Origin of the sequence: Marinobacter manganoxydans MnI7-9, assembly GCF_000235625.1 — a bacterium.
GTDB classification, from domain to species: Bacteria; Pseudomonadota; Gammaproteobacteria; order Pseudomonadales; family Oleiphilaceae; genus Marinobacter; species Marinobacter manganoxydans.
Genome location: NZ_AGTR01000084.1, coordinates 112,828 through 127,855, shown reverse-complemented (window position 1 = coordinate 127,855; position 15,028 = coordinate 112,828). Strand labels below are relative to the sequence as shown.

Below are 15,028 nucleotides of genomic sequence, written 5' to 3'. Positions count from 1 at the left end.
CGAATTGAGGTGAACGAATGAGCAGCAAGAATCTGTTTGATCTGACTGGCAAGGTTGCCCTGATTACCGGTGCCAGCCGCGGCATTGGCGAGAGTATTGCCCGGACTCTGGCCGAGTATGGCGCCCACGTGATCGTAAGCAGCCGCAAGATTGACGGTTGCGAGGCCGTTGCCAGCAGTATCCGGGATGCCGGTGGTAGCGCCGAAGCCTACGCCTGCCATATTGGTGATATGGACCAGATTGAAAGTATCTGGGGGCACATTGAGCAAACCCACGGCAAGTTGGACATTCTGGTGAACAACGCTGCCGCCAACCCTTACTTCGGGCCGGTAGAGGACACCGACCTGGGAGCGTTCAACAAGACCGTGGATGTGAATATCCGGGGCTATTTCTTCATGTGCGCCCGTGGCGCCCAGATGATGAAGAAAGCCGGTGGCGGCTCGATTGTGAACGTGGCGTCCGTGAACGGTGTAAATCCGGGCCACTACCAGGGCATCTACTCGGTCACCAAGGCCGCCGTGATTTCCATGACCAAGTCCTTTGCCATGGAGCTGGGTCAGCAGAAAATCCGCGTGAATGCGCTGCTGCCAGGGCTGACCGATACCAAGTTTGCCAGCGCCCTGACTACGAACGAAGCCATTAAGAAGCAGGCGATGGCTCACATACCCATGAAGCGGGTGGCGGATCCAAGTGAAATGGCGGGTACTGTGTTGTACCTGGTTTCCAATGCTTCCAGCTATACCACAGGCGCTTGCATCAACGCCGATGGTGGTTACCTGACGATCTAAGTGTAGTCTCAGGGCAGGCAGGGGCCAGATGAAAGTCTTCATCCGGCCCCTGGTTCAATTCGTCCGGGATATCAGGCCGGTGAGCAGGTCAATGCTTCAAAGTCGTTGTTGAGCTCTACTGCCCGATTCTGCAGATGGGCCAGTGTTGTGTTGTCACCCGCCAGGATCAGATCATGCATCAGGGACGCCATGGCTACGCGACTCTCCGCCATCATGGCTTTGTAGGCCTCTCCCCGCACTTCCTCGGAATTGAGAATCAGATATTCCAGTTCCGCCTCGAACGTGGGCTCGTCTCTTCCTTCCAGTATTTCCAGTAGTGCCACTTGCCAGTTCCTGCGGCCCTGCAGCCAGATTTCAGTCTGGGCGCCTCGATTGGCTGACCATTGCCGCACGATGTTTCGTTGCTCGCTGTTCAGCTCCCCCAGCCAACGTTCGACCCGCTCTGCGGTTCTGTCGGCCCGGGCCTCGGCTGTCGCCTCCGGGGAATCGGCCAGGAATTCTTCTTCCATTTCCCGCTGGCTTTGCGCCATGTTGTCCGCCAACTCCTGTACCTGTTCATCGCTCAGGCTGGAGAGAAGGTTTGTTGCGACCGGGGTTGCCCGTTCCAGAAGACTCGGGAAGAAACTGAAAAGCTGCTGCTGATGGTATTCGACAGTGGCCTGATCGGGCGGGTTGTTAGATACGTCAGACTCGAGTTCATCCAGCCAGGCCTGATAACGGGGCAGCTCGGCACTGCAATGCCACTGTCGTAGTTGTGCAATATCGTTGTTGAGTTGCTGCTTCTGGTCGGCGGTAAGCGAAACATAATCCTCAACCCACCATACGATTCCCCAGTCCGCATATCGATAAGCTACCTTGGTCGAACTGCAGCCAACCAGACCAAACGCCAGCACTAGAATGAGAACAAAGGATTTGGCAAAACTGTTTGCGCTCTCGTGACCGGTATCCATGGCTCACCTGTCCTGGTAAAAAGGCGTATCGAAAAAGGGTTGCAAGCTCACTATCATTCGGCGCTTATTGGTTAACAGTGTACGACATATCACGCCTTTCAGATGCTGCTCCGAGGAACGCTGGAGCACTGTTCAGGAGAAGTCATGAGCAAAATGAGACTTTCACGTCTACACCAGCTGATCTTCGGCTTTTACATGTCCGGAATCATGTCCCTGCTGATGTCCGGAGTGATCACTTTCATCAATACGGGCATCGACAGTGAGTTCCACTACAGATAGGAGCCGGCTTTCCTGGTCGCCTGGGCCGTTGCTTTCCCTCTGGTAACCTTCATCGCTCCGCTTGCCGGGAAGATGACCGAGTTCACCATTCGCAGACTTCACTGACTGCGTACAGATGTAAGCTTAAATGTTAAAAGATGCAAATCCGTTCTTTCTGACTCCCCGTACATGCATTGACGCATGATTCAAGGACTGAATTTGTGCAGGTTCGAACCACTCAAATCCTGGTAAACAACCTCTACAAGTGGGGAGTTGAAACAATGAATACAAAATACGCTTTACCGATGGTTTTGGCGGGCAGTGTTATGCTGTCCGGGTGTTGGCTTGATGACGATGATAACGACTCAGCAGATGCTGCAACGCAAACTATTCTGGAAATCGCCGTTGAAAATGAAAACACGACGATCCTTGAAGAGGCCGTTCTTGCAGCAGACCCGACTATCGCTGAACTACTTGGTGGAGATGACGAGTTAACCGTGTTCGCGCCGACAGACGCTGCCTTTCAAGCTCTGTTAGATGACTTGGGTATCACGGCTGAAGAGTTGTTGGCCAACACAGCGTTATTAAACGCGGTTCTGCCTTACCACGTGCTCGCAACGTCAGTAGGTGAAGTGAAGGCAGACTCTGCTATTAGCGTCGCTCAAAACGCTCCTGCAGAAAGTCTCGTTCCAACAGTGAACGGTAAAGACGTCGCGCTTTCAATTTCTGAGGAAAGTGGTGAAAACGTATTATACGTAAACACCTCTCGAGTAACGGTAACTGATGTCGATGCGACTAATGGTGTTATTCACCTAATCGACAAAGTACTTCTTCCCCCACCGAGCGATCTCAGTGATACAGATTCAACGATTGCGGAGATCGTAACGGCGCTCGCAAACGCTGAACAAGATGCTGAGTTCACAATTCTGCTAGATGCACTCCTAGAAGCAAGCGGAAGAATGGGCGCTACCGATCTGGTCGCTGCAGCCTCGGACCCGGATGCGGCCTTGACTGTGTTCGCGCCAACAGATGCCGCCTTTGCAACGTTGTTAGCTGATCAGGGTCTTACGGCAGAGCAATTGCTTGCCAGCCCAGATCTGCCAGGCATTCTCGAGCAACATATTCTCGGAACAACGATAGACTCTCTCACGGCATACGCTTCGAATGGCGGTACGGTAGCGAACCTGGCTGGCACCACTTTGAACGTTGATATACAAAACAACGCTCTGGTTATCGAGGGCAGCAACGTCACCGAAGCCCAAGTTGAGGCGTCCAACGGCGTGATTCATGTGATCGACAAAGTGATTTTTGCAGTCGACTAGTAGTCGAAGCATTGTTTCGTTGCTCAAAGCATGACTGCTGGGCCGGCTGTTTCAGCAGGCTTTTTTATTGAATACTGGTATCAGAAGTGCCGGAAGATGCATGTGAAATCGCAGTCCCGGTCGGCGGCCGGAAATGCAGCGAATACAGAATCCGGTCCAGCACGGCCTGGCCATTCCAGGCCGGATCATTATTGACCATGCCTACGACGGCCCAGGTGGTGTTATTTGAGTCGCGGGTGAATCCGGCGATCGACCTTACGTTTTCCAGATAACCCGTCTTTATGCGCCCTTCGCCGTCCATGCCGGTATTGCGCAGGCGGCGTGCCATGGTTCCATCCATCGCAATAATGGGCATGGAGGCCATCAGGTCTGCCGAGTAAGAGCTGTTCCAGGCATGTTGCAGGATCTGTGCGCCCTGGCGGGCGGTAATGCGGCCGTGTCGGGTGAGACCGGCGCCGTTGTCGATCACCATGCCGGCGGTGTTAATGCCTTTGTCTTCGAGCCAGTCATAGATCACACGAATGCCGGCAACCCGGTCATCGTTCTCATCTTCCAGGCGGTTCTCGGCGCCAATGGTGAGCAGCAGCTGGCGCGCCATGACGTTGCTGCTCCACTTGTTGATGTCTCTCACCATGGTTACCAGGTCTGGCGAGGTGGTTTTCATCACCAGCCGTGCATCTTCCGGCGTGACTCCGTTCAGATCGCCGCCCGAGACCACGACCCCGAGGTCTGCCAGCAAGGAACGGATCAACGAGGCGCTGTACTGCTCATGGGGCAGCAGCGACAGGTAGGTGGTGCTCCGGCAGCCCTGGGGCAGCTCGCCGGTTACCCGCACAGTCACCCGATGGTCTTCATGAATTATGGGCTCCCATTCGAAGTTTCGTCGCGACGGGCAGGGGCCCTCGGCGGTGGCAACCACGCGGTTGTCGATGACCACTTCGCCCAGGGAAGGCGTGCTCCAGGCCTGGGTGCCGCGCTCGTCGGCGCGCACCTGGAAGTGCATCAGGTTCAGATTGGTCAGGTAGGCGGAAGGTTCTACCAGGAAGGGCGCGTGGGGGTTATCGCCGTTGTCTTCGAACGCAGGAAAACCACCGTCTACCTGAAAGTAGGTGCCATCAAGAATCAGGTCGCCCTCAATTCTGGTAATCCCCATGCTGCGCAGCTCTCTCAGGGTTGTCCAGAGCCGTTCGATGGTGAGCTTCGGGTCGCCGCCAAAGCGGACGTAGAGATTACCTTTGAGGGTGTCGCCGGCCATAACGCCATCGGTCAGGAAATCGGTATCCCAGTGGTGATTGGGGCCGAGTACCTCCAGTGCCGCAAAGGTGGTTACCAGCTTCATGATGGAGCCCGGGCTCATCAGGGCATCGGCATTGATGTACTGATTGATGCCGGGGCCATTCAGCGGAACGGCTGCCATGCTCATGGCATCTTCATTCTGCAGGGACTGAAGCGCGTAATCCTTCAGCTGATTGGTCCAGAGGCGATTGCCGGAGAAGCCGGAGTCATCATTCTCGGCGACTGCGACGGAAGGGACCGCCATCACAGTGAAGGCCAGGAGGGATGCCAGCATAGAGCCTCTAAATCGAGGACACAGTTTTTCTGCTCTTGATGAGCCTGAGCGTCTCATACCCTTGATAACCATCATCACCGTCCAGTGAATTCTTATACCTCAACAATAGCCCATCCTGGCCGTTTGTACTATGCAGAAAAGCTCTACATGACGTTAAAAAATGGCAGTAGTGTCGTTGTTTGTATTGAATTTTTGTCACGCCGTGTAAGTGCCCTTTCGAATCATGGGGTTAGGTGGACAAAAATTAACATTCCCCCGGGATTGATCCCGTGAGCCAATGGAAAATCGTCAGATTGCGTGATAATGGTGTTGTCTCCAACAAAAGGTTTGTTTATGTCGAAAATGCTGTCTCACAACGTTCACGTGCTGGGCTCGGTTGCAACGTCGTCGCTCACCGCCTGGCGCGGTTGCCTGGTGGTTAAAAAGGTTCCTCAGCCGGAAAAGCCCATTGTGCTCTATGACATGGAAGGCTGTCCTTATTGCCGCCGTGTTCGTGAAGCCCTGACTGCCCTGAATCTGGATGTGGACATCCGGCCCTGCCCGACGGGTGGTTCGGTTTTCCGGGCCCAGGCAGAGGCTCTGGGAGGCAGGCAACAGTTCCCGCTGCTGGCGGACCAGAACACGGGCACGGTCATGTACGAATCCGAGGAAATCATCGAGTATCTGTTCCGGCAATATGCCGGCCGGTCGGTGCCGTCCTACTATCGTGGCCGGGTCTGGCAGCCGGTCCTGGGCTCTGTAGCCTCGGTAACCAGCGCCATGCGGGGGCTGAGGGTCAGCCAGGGCAAGCGGCCGGAGCAGCCGTTGCACCTATGGAGTTTTGAGGGCAGCCCGTTTTCACGGCTGGTGCGTGAGCGGCTTTGTGAACTGGAAATTCCGTATACCTTGCATAACCTGGGCAAGGAGCACTGGACAGAGATCGGGCCGGCGAAGCAGCGCATCAAGCCGGGGCCCTATACGCCGATTCCCGGTGGCAAGCGGGATGCGTTTTTCCAGGTGCACAAGCGGGTTCAGGTGCCCTATCTTGAAGACCCCAATACCGGGGAAGGGCTGTTCGAGTCTGCCCGTATTCTGAAATATCTCGACGCCCACTACGGGAACTGACCTGCGACGAAGACTGTCAGCTCTCGAGTGGTCGCATGGGCGGGTCATCCCTTTGCCAGACACGCCGTAAATACTTCCATGTAGGCTCGGTCGGGCCATCCCTGGCCCTCCACGGTCTGGCAAAGGGATGACCGGCCCACGCTTTGGCACCTTGTGCTATTCGCATGAAAATTCGTCGCGGTGGGAGTGGAGACATGGCTGGCTGGTTCAGTAGACGACAGTTTCTTATCAATGCGGGTCTTGCCGGGCTCGCTTTGAAATCTCCGTCGCTGTTTGCAAACACGTCGGGAACACCCTCTTTATCCCCTATCATGCGCCAGATCCCGGGAGCGAACGAAAGCATCCCTGCGATCGGCATGGGCACCTGGATTACCTTCAACGTTGGTGGCGACGAGCAACTGGTCGCGCAGCGTACCAGAGTCCTCAAAACCTTCTTCGATCTGGGCGGAACCGTTGTGGACGGTTCGCCGATGTACGGCACCGCTGCGGACGTGATTGGTGAGGCGCTGGATTCTCTGGGCGCCCACGACCGGATTTTTGCAGCAACCAAGATCTGGACCGGCGATGAATCGGAAACCCGGCAGGAGGCTGCGCGTTCTGGCAGGCGCTGGGGTTTGGATCAGTTCGATCTGTTGCAAGTGCACAATCTGCTGGGTTGGCAGGGGCATCTTGAAACCCTCAAGCAGATGAAGGCCAACGGTGATGTTCGGTATATCGGCATCACCACGTCCCACGGTCGACGGCATCGGGAGTTTGCCCAGATCATGGAGCGGGAACCGCTGGATTTCGTGCAGCTGACCTATAACGTTCTGGATCGCGAAGTTGAGAATCGGTTGCTGCCACTGGCCCGGGAGCGGCGCATCGGGGTGATCGTTAACCGGCCGTTCCAGGGTGGTTCGCTGTTTCGCCGGTTCCAGTCTGAGCCGCTGCCGGATTGGGTCGGGGAGGTCGGCGTCAGCAACTGGGCGGAGTTCTTTCTCAAGTTCATCATTTCCCATCCGGCCGTGACCTGTGCCATTCCGGCCACGAGCAAGGTCGAGCATATGAAGGAGAACATGGGCGCACTCTATGGGGCGCTTCCGGATGCCGATCAGCGCCAGCGGATGGCGGATTATGTGAGGTCTCTGTGAGTGGCGCGGATTGGCTGAGCTACTCGCTGCAGGATTTCGTGATGTTCGGGCCGCAGGTGTTTCTGCGGCTGTTTGTTCGAATCAACCAGGATCTCTGGCCCTGGCAGGTGCTGGCGGTGGTCGCTGCCATTGGCATTCCTGTTCTGCTTTTCAGGCAGGGCCGGAACGCAAGGTGTTTGGCTGTTGGGCTGATGGCGGTTGCCTGGGCAGTCAGTGGCTATGGATTTCTGGTGGGCTACTTCGGCCCTATTAACTGGCCGGCGGCGTGGTTTGGCTGGGCTTTTGTGGCGCAAGGGGTTCTGCTTGCCGCCGCGATGCTTTTCGGTGGCGTTCATGGGGGCGCGCTATCATTTGGCCGATTTGTCGCCCTCTGGCTGATCGTGGCGTGTGGTTTGCCCTGGTTGGTCTTGGCGGAGTCTGGCCAGTGGCAGGCGCTCGCGCTGTTTGGCATCGCGCCCGGCACTACCGCAGCGGCCGGTGCCCTGATTGTTGCAGTGATAACCGGGCCCTGGCGTTGGCTTTACCTGCCGCTGCTGGTGTTGTGGAGTCTGTTCAGCGCGGCCATGTTCTGGGTGCTGCAAACCTCTTGGCTGCTTGTCACTCCTGTCGCTACGCTATTGCTGGTTGGCGCCGGGTTCTGGCTCAGTCCCAGGCCGGCGCGAAGTCTGGATTAGCGATTCGCTCGTTGCGGTCCAGCTTATCAATCGCACGAATTTCTTCCTCGCTCAACTGAACTTCCAATGCCTCCAGATTGGCCTTCTGGTGCGCCGGGCGTGTGGAGGAAGGAATGGGCACGACGCCCCTGGACGCTACCCAGGCGATTGCCACCTGTGCCGGGGACAGGTTTCGCTCACCGGCAATGCGCTGAAGCGTTTCGTCCTCCATAACCTTTCCAACGGCCAGCGGCATATAGCCGGTCACGGTGATACCAAGCTTTTGTGCATGCTCTACAACCTTTCGGTTCGCCAGGAAGGGGTGCACTTCTACCTGGTTGGTGAAAATGGGTGTGTCGCCCAAGATCTCTTTCGCCTCATCCATCTGGGCGCAGGTGAAGTTGGAAATGCCGATGTGCTCGGCCAGCCCTTCGCGCTGGGCATCCCTGAGGGCGCCAAGATACTCTTTCATGGGCACTTCATCACCGGGCGATGGCCAGTGAATCAGGGCCAGATCCACATGGTCGGTTTTCAGCCGCGCGAGACTGTCGTGCAGGCTGTTGATCAGGTCGCTGGCGTGCAGCTGGTCAAACCAGATCTTGGTGGTCAGGAAAATCTCCCGGCGCGGAATGCCGCTGGATGTAATGCCATCGCCAACTTCCGCTTCATTCTCGTACATCTGGGCGGTATCAATATGGCGGTAGCCCAGGGACAGGGCGCTCTTGACGGCGTCACGGGCGTCATTGCCCTTGAGCCGGAAGGTTCCCATACCGATTTTCGGAAGTGCGCTGAATGACATGATGTCCTCCTTAGCGAATCAAGTGTTTCTAAAGTGGTGCCGGCAGACTGGTTCTTCAAGTGGCCCGCGGGTATCATCGCGCGTGACTTAACCAGTGACCAGAAGCAGTGAGGCCCGGACCATGTACACCGGTCGTTGCCTGTGTGGCGATATCAGTTTCGAATACGATGGCCCGCTCGGCCCGGTGGCCCTGTGCCATTGCAGCCAGTGCCGGCGTGCCCACGGCAGCGCTTTCTCGGCCAGCGCGCCGGTGCAGAAGGTGCGGTTCCGGTTCGTATCCGGCGAAGACAGGATTACCGAGTTCGAATCACGCCCCGGCAAGTACCGGGGTTTCTGCAGCCGTTGCGGCAGCCAGCTCTACAGCCGTGTTGATGCCATTCCCGGGATTCTCCGCCTGAGAGTCGGTTGCATCAACGAACCCCTGGGCAAGGGGCCGGCCCAACACGTCTTCGTTGGTTCAAAGTCCGACTGGTTCGAGATTACCGACGAACTGCCACAGTTCGAAAAGACTGAAAGAACCAACGATCCTCACTGAGCCGGCACCATCCGGTAAACCTTGCCCCGGGGTGAATCCGTTAGCAGCCAGAGTGCCCCATCGGGGCCCATGCGCACATCGCGGATCCGTTCGTCGAGATCGGTCAGCAGATCTTCCTCTTCCGTCACTTCTCCGTCCTGGATGCGCAGACGAACCAGTTTGCGCATCTTGAGTGCGCCCACGAACAGGTCCCCCTGCCATTCCGGAAACAGATCTCCGGTATAGAACGCCATGCCCGAGGGCGCAATGGACGGGTCCCAGTAATGCAGTGGCTGGGCCATGCCTTCCTTCTTGGTTTTGTCAGTAATGGGCAGGCCCGAATAGTCTATGCCGTAAGTGATTGTCGGCCATCCGTAATCGGTGCCTGCCCGGATGATGTTGATTTCGTCGCCACCCCGGGGACCGTGTTCGTGGCTCCAGATCTCGCCGGTTTCCGGGTGGATGGTCATGCCCTGGATATTGCGGTTGCCGGTTGTATAAAACGTATCGTTGACGCCGCTGGTGTCCAGGAACGGGTTGCCTGGTGCGGGGCCACCGTCGGGCGTAATCCGGTGTACGCCTCCGGCATCGTCAGAATTGTCCTGGGCCCGGTCCATCTCTCCCCGGTCGCCCACCGCCACGTACAGGTTGCCATCCCGGTCAAATTCCATGCGGCCCGCGAAGTGTCGGCCGCCGCCGGAGCGGGGCAGGGCCTCAAAAATGACTTCAACGTCGGTGAGGCGATCACCACTCAACCGGGCGCGAGCTACCCGGGTAGTCATGCCGTCCCGGTTTCGGTGGGCGTAGCTCAGGAAAAGCACCTGATTCTGCTCAAAGTCCGGATGGAGAATAACGTCCAGCAATCCGCCTTGGCCGGATACCACGAGCTCGGGTACTCCGCTGATGGGGTCATTCACCAGCGAACCGTTCCGAATCATTCGCAGCTCTCCTTCCCGCTCTGTCACCAGCATGGAGCCGTCCGGCATAAATGCGAGGCTCCAGGGGTGTTCGAGATTCTGTGCCACGGTTTCCAGGCGGAAATCTGCTTTATCGGAGGAAAAGGTCTGGTTGGCCATGCCGGGAACGGCAACCAGCAATAAGCTGCCTGTCAGGACAAGGTGTTTGAATATACCCATTGAAGCCTCCGTTCCTACCGGTGCCATTAGAACATTCAGAGTAGCAGTTGAAGCGGGCTTCGCCGAGCAGCGCTCCCGTTACCAGGAGTATAGGGCACCGGGTCAATTACGGATCAGTGATCGACTATTGCAAATAATAATGATTCGCAATAAAGTGGAGTCCAATGGGTTTACCTTAAACGGGAGGAAAGGGAATGGCACCCGAACAGGAAATGATCGAAGGTTTGAAGCTTGCGGCAGGGGCGGGTGTGCTTATCGGCCTGGTTGCCATTGGCCTGGCGCTGTCGTCCGCTGTTGGGGCGTAAGTGCGGCGAGTCGTTCCTTGCGATGCACACCACAGGTGCCGCAGTAACCGCCTTCCGGGAGCAGGTATTTCAGGCAACACCCCTTTCGTTGGGGGATTGCCGTGGTCTGCTCACCGAACACCGCTGGAATCCAGTCGATGAACTGGTTTGCATCGTTCTGGAACTGCTCCAGCCATCCTTGCGCCAACTGGCAAAGCGCTTGCGGTTCGGCCCGATTCCACACGGCTGAGAACGGTGCCCCCAATCCAAGCCCTATACTGCTCCAGTAGGCACCAGGGCTGACTCCCAGCTGTTGCCGGAAGGCCGGGTACCACCCAGCTGTCAGAGCGCCTGCGGACCGGACAAACGTTTCTTCATCAACCCGCTCCCCGCCCGGCACCTGAAACCATCGGGATACCGTTTGTGTCTGGTCGTGCGCCGGGGCCAGGAATATTCGTTTGGCGTCCGGTAAAGGCGCGTGGCCGTCGCGGAACAGCCTGAGGGTCAGCGGCGCGATCACGTTGAGCGCCAGATCCTGCTGAAGCACAGAAACAAACGCGCGCACGGCCCGGGGCCCGGCGATTGGGTAGTCGATGGCAACCTGGCCGAGCAGTAGCGACGGTTGCTCAAGGCACTGGGCCAGAGAAAAGAGGCCGCTACACGCACCCACAGAGGGTTGCAGCGCCTCGTTTATAACCGATTCCCTGTCCAGCCCTGACTGGCTCAGAAGATGGCTGTATTCCCGGGCCCACTGGCCGAGCCCGGGCTTACGGTCAGGCTCTGCCATGGCGACTCAGCCCCCAGAGGAAATACAGGCCACCGACCAGGGCGGCCAGAAGCCCCGCCGGAAGCTGGTTGGGGTAAACAACAATTCTGGACAGGTAGTCGGCAACGCCCAGCAACAAGCCTCCGGCAAGGGCAGCAACGATCAGCTGTCGCCCTACGGTCTGCTGGCCCAGAACACGGGCCAGGTGGGGTGCGATAAGGCCCACAAAACTCAGCGGACCGATCACCACCGTCGCCGCAGCGGTCAGCAGCGCCGCCAACAGAAGCAACAGCAGACGGACTTTCGTTACCGGCAAGCCCAGTGAATTGGCCGATGTTTCACCCAGGGGAAGAATGCTCAGGGGTCGGATAATCGCCAGAAGGCCAGCCGAAATCAGCACGATCAGCGCCAAAAGCCCCAGGGCCTCGGCTTCCGAGACCAGCCAGGTGGAACCGTACATCCAGTTGAGAAGCTGCGAGGCGACCGTGCCACCGGAAGCCATGACCAGGCGAAGGCCCGCGTCCATGAACACGTATAAAGCGAGCCCGCCGAGCAGGAGCTGGTTGCCGGCAAACCGGTGTTTTCGGGCCAGCATGATCAACAAACCGAGGGCAGCTGCGGCGCCCAGGGTGGCCGCTCCAAGCTGTCCTGCCCGGCCAATATCGGCACCGAACAGAACGATCAAAACCATAACCACCGCCGCGCCGCCGCTGATACCGAGCATTTCCGGGCTGGCCATGGGGTTGCCTGTCATTCGCTGGATTAGTGTTCCTGCAAGGCCCAGGGCCACGCCCGCAAGAATGGCTGCCAGTAATCTGGGGCCGCGCCAGACCCACGCCTCGTGCCACTGGGCGATCGGAGTCCAGCTCCACTCGTCCAGCCCCGGGGACCACCCCATGGAGATACCAATGGTGCTCAGAAGGAGGGCGGCTATGGCTCCGCCAATCACAAGGGTGGAACGTCTTTTGGGCAGGAAACCGGCGGGGCTGTCGTCTTGCCCGGGCATATGATGGGTGTTCTTCAAACCCTGCAGGGCCAGCAGAATAATCGGTCCGCCGATCAGGGCGGTGGTTGTGCCGGTGGGAACCAGTGATCCGTCGCCCCAGGTGGATGCCCAGTGGGCGAGGGTATCCGCCAGTAACAGCAGACCCGCGCCCAGGAGACTGCTCCAGATCAGGCGCTCGGACAGGGTACGGGCGCCCAGCAGCCTTGCCAGCACCGGTGCCGCAAGACCGATAAAGGCCACGACACCAACCCGGCTGACCACCGTGGCACTCATCAGAACCACCAGAAACAGCGCCAGCACCCGAATCAGACCGACTTTGGCGCCGAGGGACCGGGCGGAGGTCTGCCCCAGTTGCATGACTTGCAGCGGGCGCATCAACAGGATCATTAACACGCCCAGCACCAGCACCCGGGGCCAGAGTTCCATGAACGGCTGCCAGTTATTCTGGACCAGGGAGCCCGCGCCCCAGATAAACAGGTTCCCCAGCCATTCACCCTTGAGTAACAGGAACGCCATGTTCACGGCGCCCAGGAAAAAGGTGACCACAAGTCCGGCCAGTATCACGGTGACCGGTGAAAAGCCCAGGCGCCAGGTGAGCGCGATCACCAGTCCGATTGCCAGTAACCCGCCGGAAACCGCCACCAGGTCCGGACTGAAGGCGAGCAACCCGGGAAAGAATATGGTCGCGACTGTTATCCCGAACTGGCCGCCGGCCTCCACGCCCAGGGTTGTGGGTGAGGCAAGGGGGTTGCCAAGGATCTGTTGGGTAACCGCGCCGGCGAGGCCAAGGCCACAGCCAATGAGGACGGCAATGGCGACACGGGGTGCCCAGCTGTAGTGCGCCAGTACCGACGCGTAATTGTTGGCTTCGAACGTCCAGAAGGCGGCGATGAGGGCGCCGACGTCGAGCTGGCCAAACCAGGGCGCCGCGCTCGCGAGAAACGCGCCACACCAGATCAGTGCTGCAGCCACCGGCACCCTTGCGGGCAGGGATGGGCGACTGACCTGGTTGTTTGCAGATTCAGCGTACATTGTCTGAACCTCCGGCCAGCAGACCATCAGCGAGTAACGTTGCCAGTCGCTTTACCGGGAAGACCCCGCCAAACGGCCAGACCGGATCAATCTGGTACACCTGATCGCGCTGAACCGGCGGCAGATAGGTCCAGAAAGGGCTGTTGGCCAGGGTGTCAGACAACCCGGGCAGGGTCGGAGAAATGACAACGATCCGGCTGTCCTGATAGGGCGCAAGAGCTTCAAGCCCGACGACCGAGAACCCCCAGTAATTCCCGGAGTGGGGCCAGGCGTTCTCAAGGCCAAGGGCGTTCAGGGCCCTCTGGAAAAGGCCGTTGGGTGCGTATACGCGCACGTGGCGGTCGTCCAGAAAGTTCACCAGCGCCACCGGTCGGTCCGTGAGGCCGGAATTCTCCAGACGATGGCGCTGAGCCTGCAGGGTCTGGTCGATGTCGTTGAGAACAGACTTTGCACGTTCTTCCCGGTTCAGCATCGCACCGAGAGTGGTAAGCATACTGCTGGCCTTCTCGAACGGTCGGGAGCCTTGTTTGTAAACGCTGACAACGTAGGTGGGCGCAATGCGCTCCAGCAGGTTGGCTGCGGGAGCCATCTCGGAGCTGGTGACGATCAGATCCGGTTTTAGCTCGGCAATAGCTTCCAGGCTCGGTGCCACCCGGGTGCCGACGTTGGCCACACCTTCGGGAAGTTCCGGTTCCCTGACCCACGCGTTATAGCCATCGCGATCGGCAACGCCGATGGGCGTGACACCCAGTAACAGCAGCGCCTCGGTGGCGGCCCAGTTCAGAGCAATCACCCGTTCCGGCGTTTTATCGAGGGTCAGGGTCCCCTGTTCGTGCTGCCAGCTTGCGGCACTGGTAAGGACCGGCACCAGGCTCAACAGCAGCGCCGCGCTGTATCGCCAGAAGCGTTCAGACCTAGTGAACATAGGACACCCACTGTCCGGGCGCCCGTTCCATTACGCCCATGGGCACGCCATAAATGGATTCCAGGATGCCGGAGTCCATGATGTCCCTGGGGCTGCCATCGGCGACAAGCTGCCCGGATTTAAGGGCGACCAGACGGTCGCAGAACCGGGCCGCAAGATCCACATCGTGCAGCACCACGACAACCGTAAGATCCCGCTGTTCGGCGAGACGATGGACCAGGCGCAGAGTTTCAACCTGGTGTTTTACATCCAGGGCCGATATGGGTTCATCCAAAAGCAGGCACTGGGTCTGCTGGGCCAGCAGCATGGCAATCCAGGCACGCTGGCGTTCACCACCTGAGAGGGTGTCGACAGAGCGATGCTGGAACTGTCCGAGCCCTGTGTCCTCAATGGCCTGGGTAATCAGTCGGTGGTCTTCTTCGTTATAGCGGCCCAGTGGCCCGCGCCAGGGGTAGCGACCCAGGGCAACCAGCTCGCGGACCGTCAAACCGTCGGTTCCCGGTGGATGCTGGGGCAAATAGCCCACGCTGCGGGCAAACTCCCGGGCGCCTGTGCTCCGGAAGGATTTGCCCAGAAGCTGTACTTCGCCAGAAGACGGTGCGAGCTGGCGGGCAAGCACCTTGAGCAGGGTGGACTTGCCGGAGCCGTTATGCCCGAGCAGGGCGGTTACCTCACCCTCAACGAATCCGAGGTTCAGGTTTTGAAGAATGGCGGTGTCGCCAATGCGGACATTGAGACTGGAAACGTCAAAAAAAACAGGCATGCAGGCTCCCGGAATACTGAGGGCCTGC

At 58.5% G+C, this 15,028-nt stretch carries 14 protein-coding genes and 1 pseudogene; 7 read left to right on the top strand and 8 right to left on the bottom strand.

Annotated elements, in window-relative coordinates:
- The first annotated feature begins 17 nt into the window (after window positions 1–17).
- Complete coding sequence (locus KYE_RS17520; RefSeq protein ID WP_008176098.1) at window positions 18–788, top strand: SDR family oxidoreductase; 771 nt, start codon at window positions 18–20, stop codon at window positions 786–788.
- Window positions 789–859: 71 nt separating this feature from the next.
- Here the strand turns inward: KYE_RS17520 and KYE_RS17515 are convergent, their stop codons facing one another.
- Window positions 860–1,738 carry a DUF6279 family lipoprotein gene (locus KYE_RS17515; protein WP_008176096.1) on the bottom strand — a complete coding sequence of 293 codons (879 nt, stop codon included), beginning with the start codon at window positions 1,736–1,738 and terminating at the stop codon, window positions 860–862.
- A gap of 102 nt (window positions 1,739–1,840) precedes the next feature.
- On the opposite strand from KYE_RS17515, the pseudogene KYE_RS17510 reads away from it, so the two are divergent.
- Window positions 1,841–2,122, top strand: a pseudogene (locus KYE_RS17510) (DUF2798 domain-containing protein).
- 95 nt (window positions 2,123–2,217) lie between these two features.
- Window positions 2,218–3,318 (top strand): fasciclin domain-containing protein, encoded by a 1,101-nt coding sequence (locus KYE_RS17505; protein ID WP_227497873.1) that lies wholly within the window; start codon window positions 2,218–2,220, stop codon window positions 3,316–3,318.
- A 64-nt stretch (window positions 3,319–3,382) separates the two neighbouring features.
- Here the strand turns inward: KYE_RS17505 and dacB are convergent, their stop codons facing one another.
- Complete coding sequence (dacB, locus tag KYE_RS17500; protein ID WP_008176089.1) at window positions 3,383–4,888, bottom strand: D-alanyl-D-alanine carboxypeptidase/D-alanyl-D-alanine-endopeptidase; 1,506 nt, start codon at window positions 4,886–4,888, stop codon at window positions 3,383–3,385.
- Window positions 4,889–5,221: 333 nt separating this feature from the next.
- Here dacB and KYE_RS17495 point away from each other — a divergent pair, with 333 nt between their 5' ends.
- The 3 genes from KYE_RS17495 to KYE_RS17485 all read left to right on the top strand — a co-directional run bounded on the left by KYE_RS17495 (window position 5,222) and on the right by KYE_RS17485 (window position 7,796).
- Entirely contained in the window at window positions 5,222–5,992 is a 771-nt protein-coding gene (locus KYE_RS17495) for a glutathione S-transferase N-terminal domain-containing protein (RefSeq protein ID WP_008176087.1), read from the top strand.
- Between the two features lie 194 nt (window positions 5,993–6,186).
- Window positions 6,187–7,122: an aldo/keto reductase gene (locus KYE_RS17490; RefSeq protein WP_050898344.1), complete on the top strand. Its 936-nt coding sequence runs from the start codon at window positions 6,187–6,189 to the stop codon at window positions 7,120–7,122.
- Window positions 7,119–7,796, top strand: coding sequence for a DUF6064 family protein (locus KYE_RS17485; protein WP_008176082.1), 678 nt, complete (start codon window positions 7,119–7,121; stop codon window positions 7,794–7,796). Before KYE_RS17490 ends, KYE_RS17485 begins: the two co-directional genes overlap by 4 nt.
- On the opposite strand, the gene dkgB is transcribed toward KYE_RS17485, so the two are convergent.
- Window positions 7,765–8,574, bottom strand: a complete 810-nt coding sequence (gene dkgB, locus KYE_RS17480; protein WP_008176080.1) for a 2,5-didehydrogluconate reductase DkgB — start codon at window positions 8,572–8,574, stop codon at window positions 7,765–7,767. The two genes, KYE_RS17485 and dkgB, sit on opposite strands and share 32 nt — an antisense overlap.
- Before the next feature lie 121 nt (window positions 8,575–8,695).
- Between dkgB and KYE_RS17475 the strand changes: the two genes are divergently transcribed.
- Complete coding sequence (locus tag KYE_RS17475; protein WP_008176076.1) at window positions 8,696–9,109, top strand: GFA family protein; 414 nt, start codon at window positions 8,696–8,698, stop codon at window positions 9,107–9,109.
- Here the strand turns inward: KYE_RS17475 and KYE_RS17470 are convergent.
- From KYE_RS17470 to KYE_RS17450, 5 genes are all read right to left on the bottom strand, one after another.
- Window positions 9,103–10,224: a PQQ-dependent sugar dehydrogenase gene (locus KYE_RS17470; protein ID WP_008176074.1), complete on the bottom strand. Its 1,122-nt coding sequence runs from the start codon at window positions 10,222–10,224 to the stop codon at window positions 9,103–9,105. The two genes, KYE_RS17475 and KYE_RS17470, sit on opposite strands and share 7 nt — an antisense overlap.
- A gap of 252 nt (window positions 10,225–10,476) precedes the next feature.
- The gene (locus tag KYE_RS17465) at window positions 10,477–11,295 is read right to left on the bottom strand and encodes a (2Fe-2S)-binding protein (protein ID WP_008176072.1); all 819 of its coding nucleotides are present in this window, start codon (window positions 11,293–11,295) and stop codon (window positions 10,477–10,479) included.
- Window positions 11,282–13,312 carry a Fe(3+)-hydroxamate ABC transporter permease FhuB gene (fhuB, locus tag KYE_RS17460; protein WP_008176070.1) on the bottom strand — a complete coding sequence of 677 codons (2,031 nt, stop codon included), beginning with the start codon at window positions 13,310–13,312 and terminating at the stop codon, window positions 11,282–11,284. Before fhuB ends, KYE_RS17465 begins: the two co-directional genes overlap by 14 nt.
- Window positions 13,302–14,237 carry an ABC transporter substrate-binding protein gene (locus tag KYE_RS17455; RefSeq protein ID WP_008176067.1) on the bottom strand — a complete coding sequence of 312 codons (936 nt, stop codon included), beginning with the start codon at window positions 14,235–14,237 and terminating at the stop codon, window positions 13,302–13,304. The genes fhuB and KYE_RS17455 overlap by 11 nt, the downstream gene beginning before the upstream one ends.
- Window positions 14,227–15,000, bottom strand: coding sequence for an ABC transporter ATP-binding protein (locus KYE_RS17450; RefSeq protein WP_008176064.1), 774 nt, complete (start codon window positions 14,998–15,000; stop codon window positions 14,227–14,229). Before KYE_RS17450 ends, KYE_RS17455 begins: the two co-directional genes overlap by 11 nt.
- Window positions 15,001–15,028: the final 28 nt, after the last annotated feature.

Excerpts from the sequence above, each read along its gene's own strand:
- KYE_RS17450 (WP_008176064.1), bottom strand. The coding sequence starts at position 15,000 with ATGCCTGTTTTTTTTGACGTTTCCAGTCTCAATGTCCGCATTGGCGAC.
- KYE_RS17495 (WP_008176087.1), top strand. The coding sequence starts at position 5,222 with ATGTCGAAAATGCTGTCTCACAACGTTCACGTGCTGGGCTCGGTTGCA.
- KYE_RS17520 (WP_008176098.1), top strand. The coding sequence starts at position 18 with ATGAGCAGCAAGAATCTGTTTGATCTGACTGGCAAGGTTGCCCTGATT.
- KYE_RS17465 (WP_008176072.1), bottom strand. The coding sequence starts at position 11,295 with ATGGCAGAGCCTGACCGTAAGCCCGGGCTCGGCCAGTGGGCCCGGGAA.
- KYE_RS17470 (WP_008176074.1), bottom strand. The coding sequence starts at position 10,224 with ATGGGTATATTCAAACACCTTGTCCTGACAGGCAGCTTATTGCTGGTT.
- KYE_RS17475 (WP_008176076.1), top strand. The coding sequence starts at position 8,696 with ATGTACACCGGTCGTTGCCTGTGTGGCGATATCAGTTTCGAATACGAT.
- KYE_RS17515 (WP_008176096.1), bottom strand. The coding sequence starts at position 1,738 with ATGGATACCGGTCACGAGAGCGCAAACAGTTTTGCCAAATCCTTTGTT.
- dkgB (WP_008176080.1), bottom strand. The coding sequence starts at position 8,574 with ATGTCATTCAGCGCACTTCCGAAAATCGGTATGGGAACCTTCCGGCTC.
- KYE_RS17490 (WP_050898344.1), top strand. The coding sequence starts at position 6,187 with ATGGCTGGCTGGTTCAGTAGACGACAGTTTCTTATCAATGCGGGTCTT.
- fhuB (WP_008176070.1), bottom strand. The coding sequence starts at position 13,312 with ATGTACGCTGAATCTGCAAACAACCAGGTCAGTCGCCCATCCCTGCCC.
- KYE_RS17455 (WP_008176067.1), bottom strand. The coding sequence starts at position 14,237 with ATGTTCACTAGGTCTGAACGCTTCTGGCGATACAGCGCGGCGCTGCTG.
- dacB (WP_008176089.1), bottom strand. The coding sequence starts at position 4,888 with ATGCTGGCATCCCTCCTGGCCTTCACTGTGATGGCGGTCCCTTCCGTC.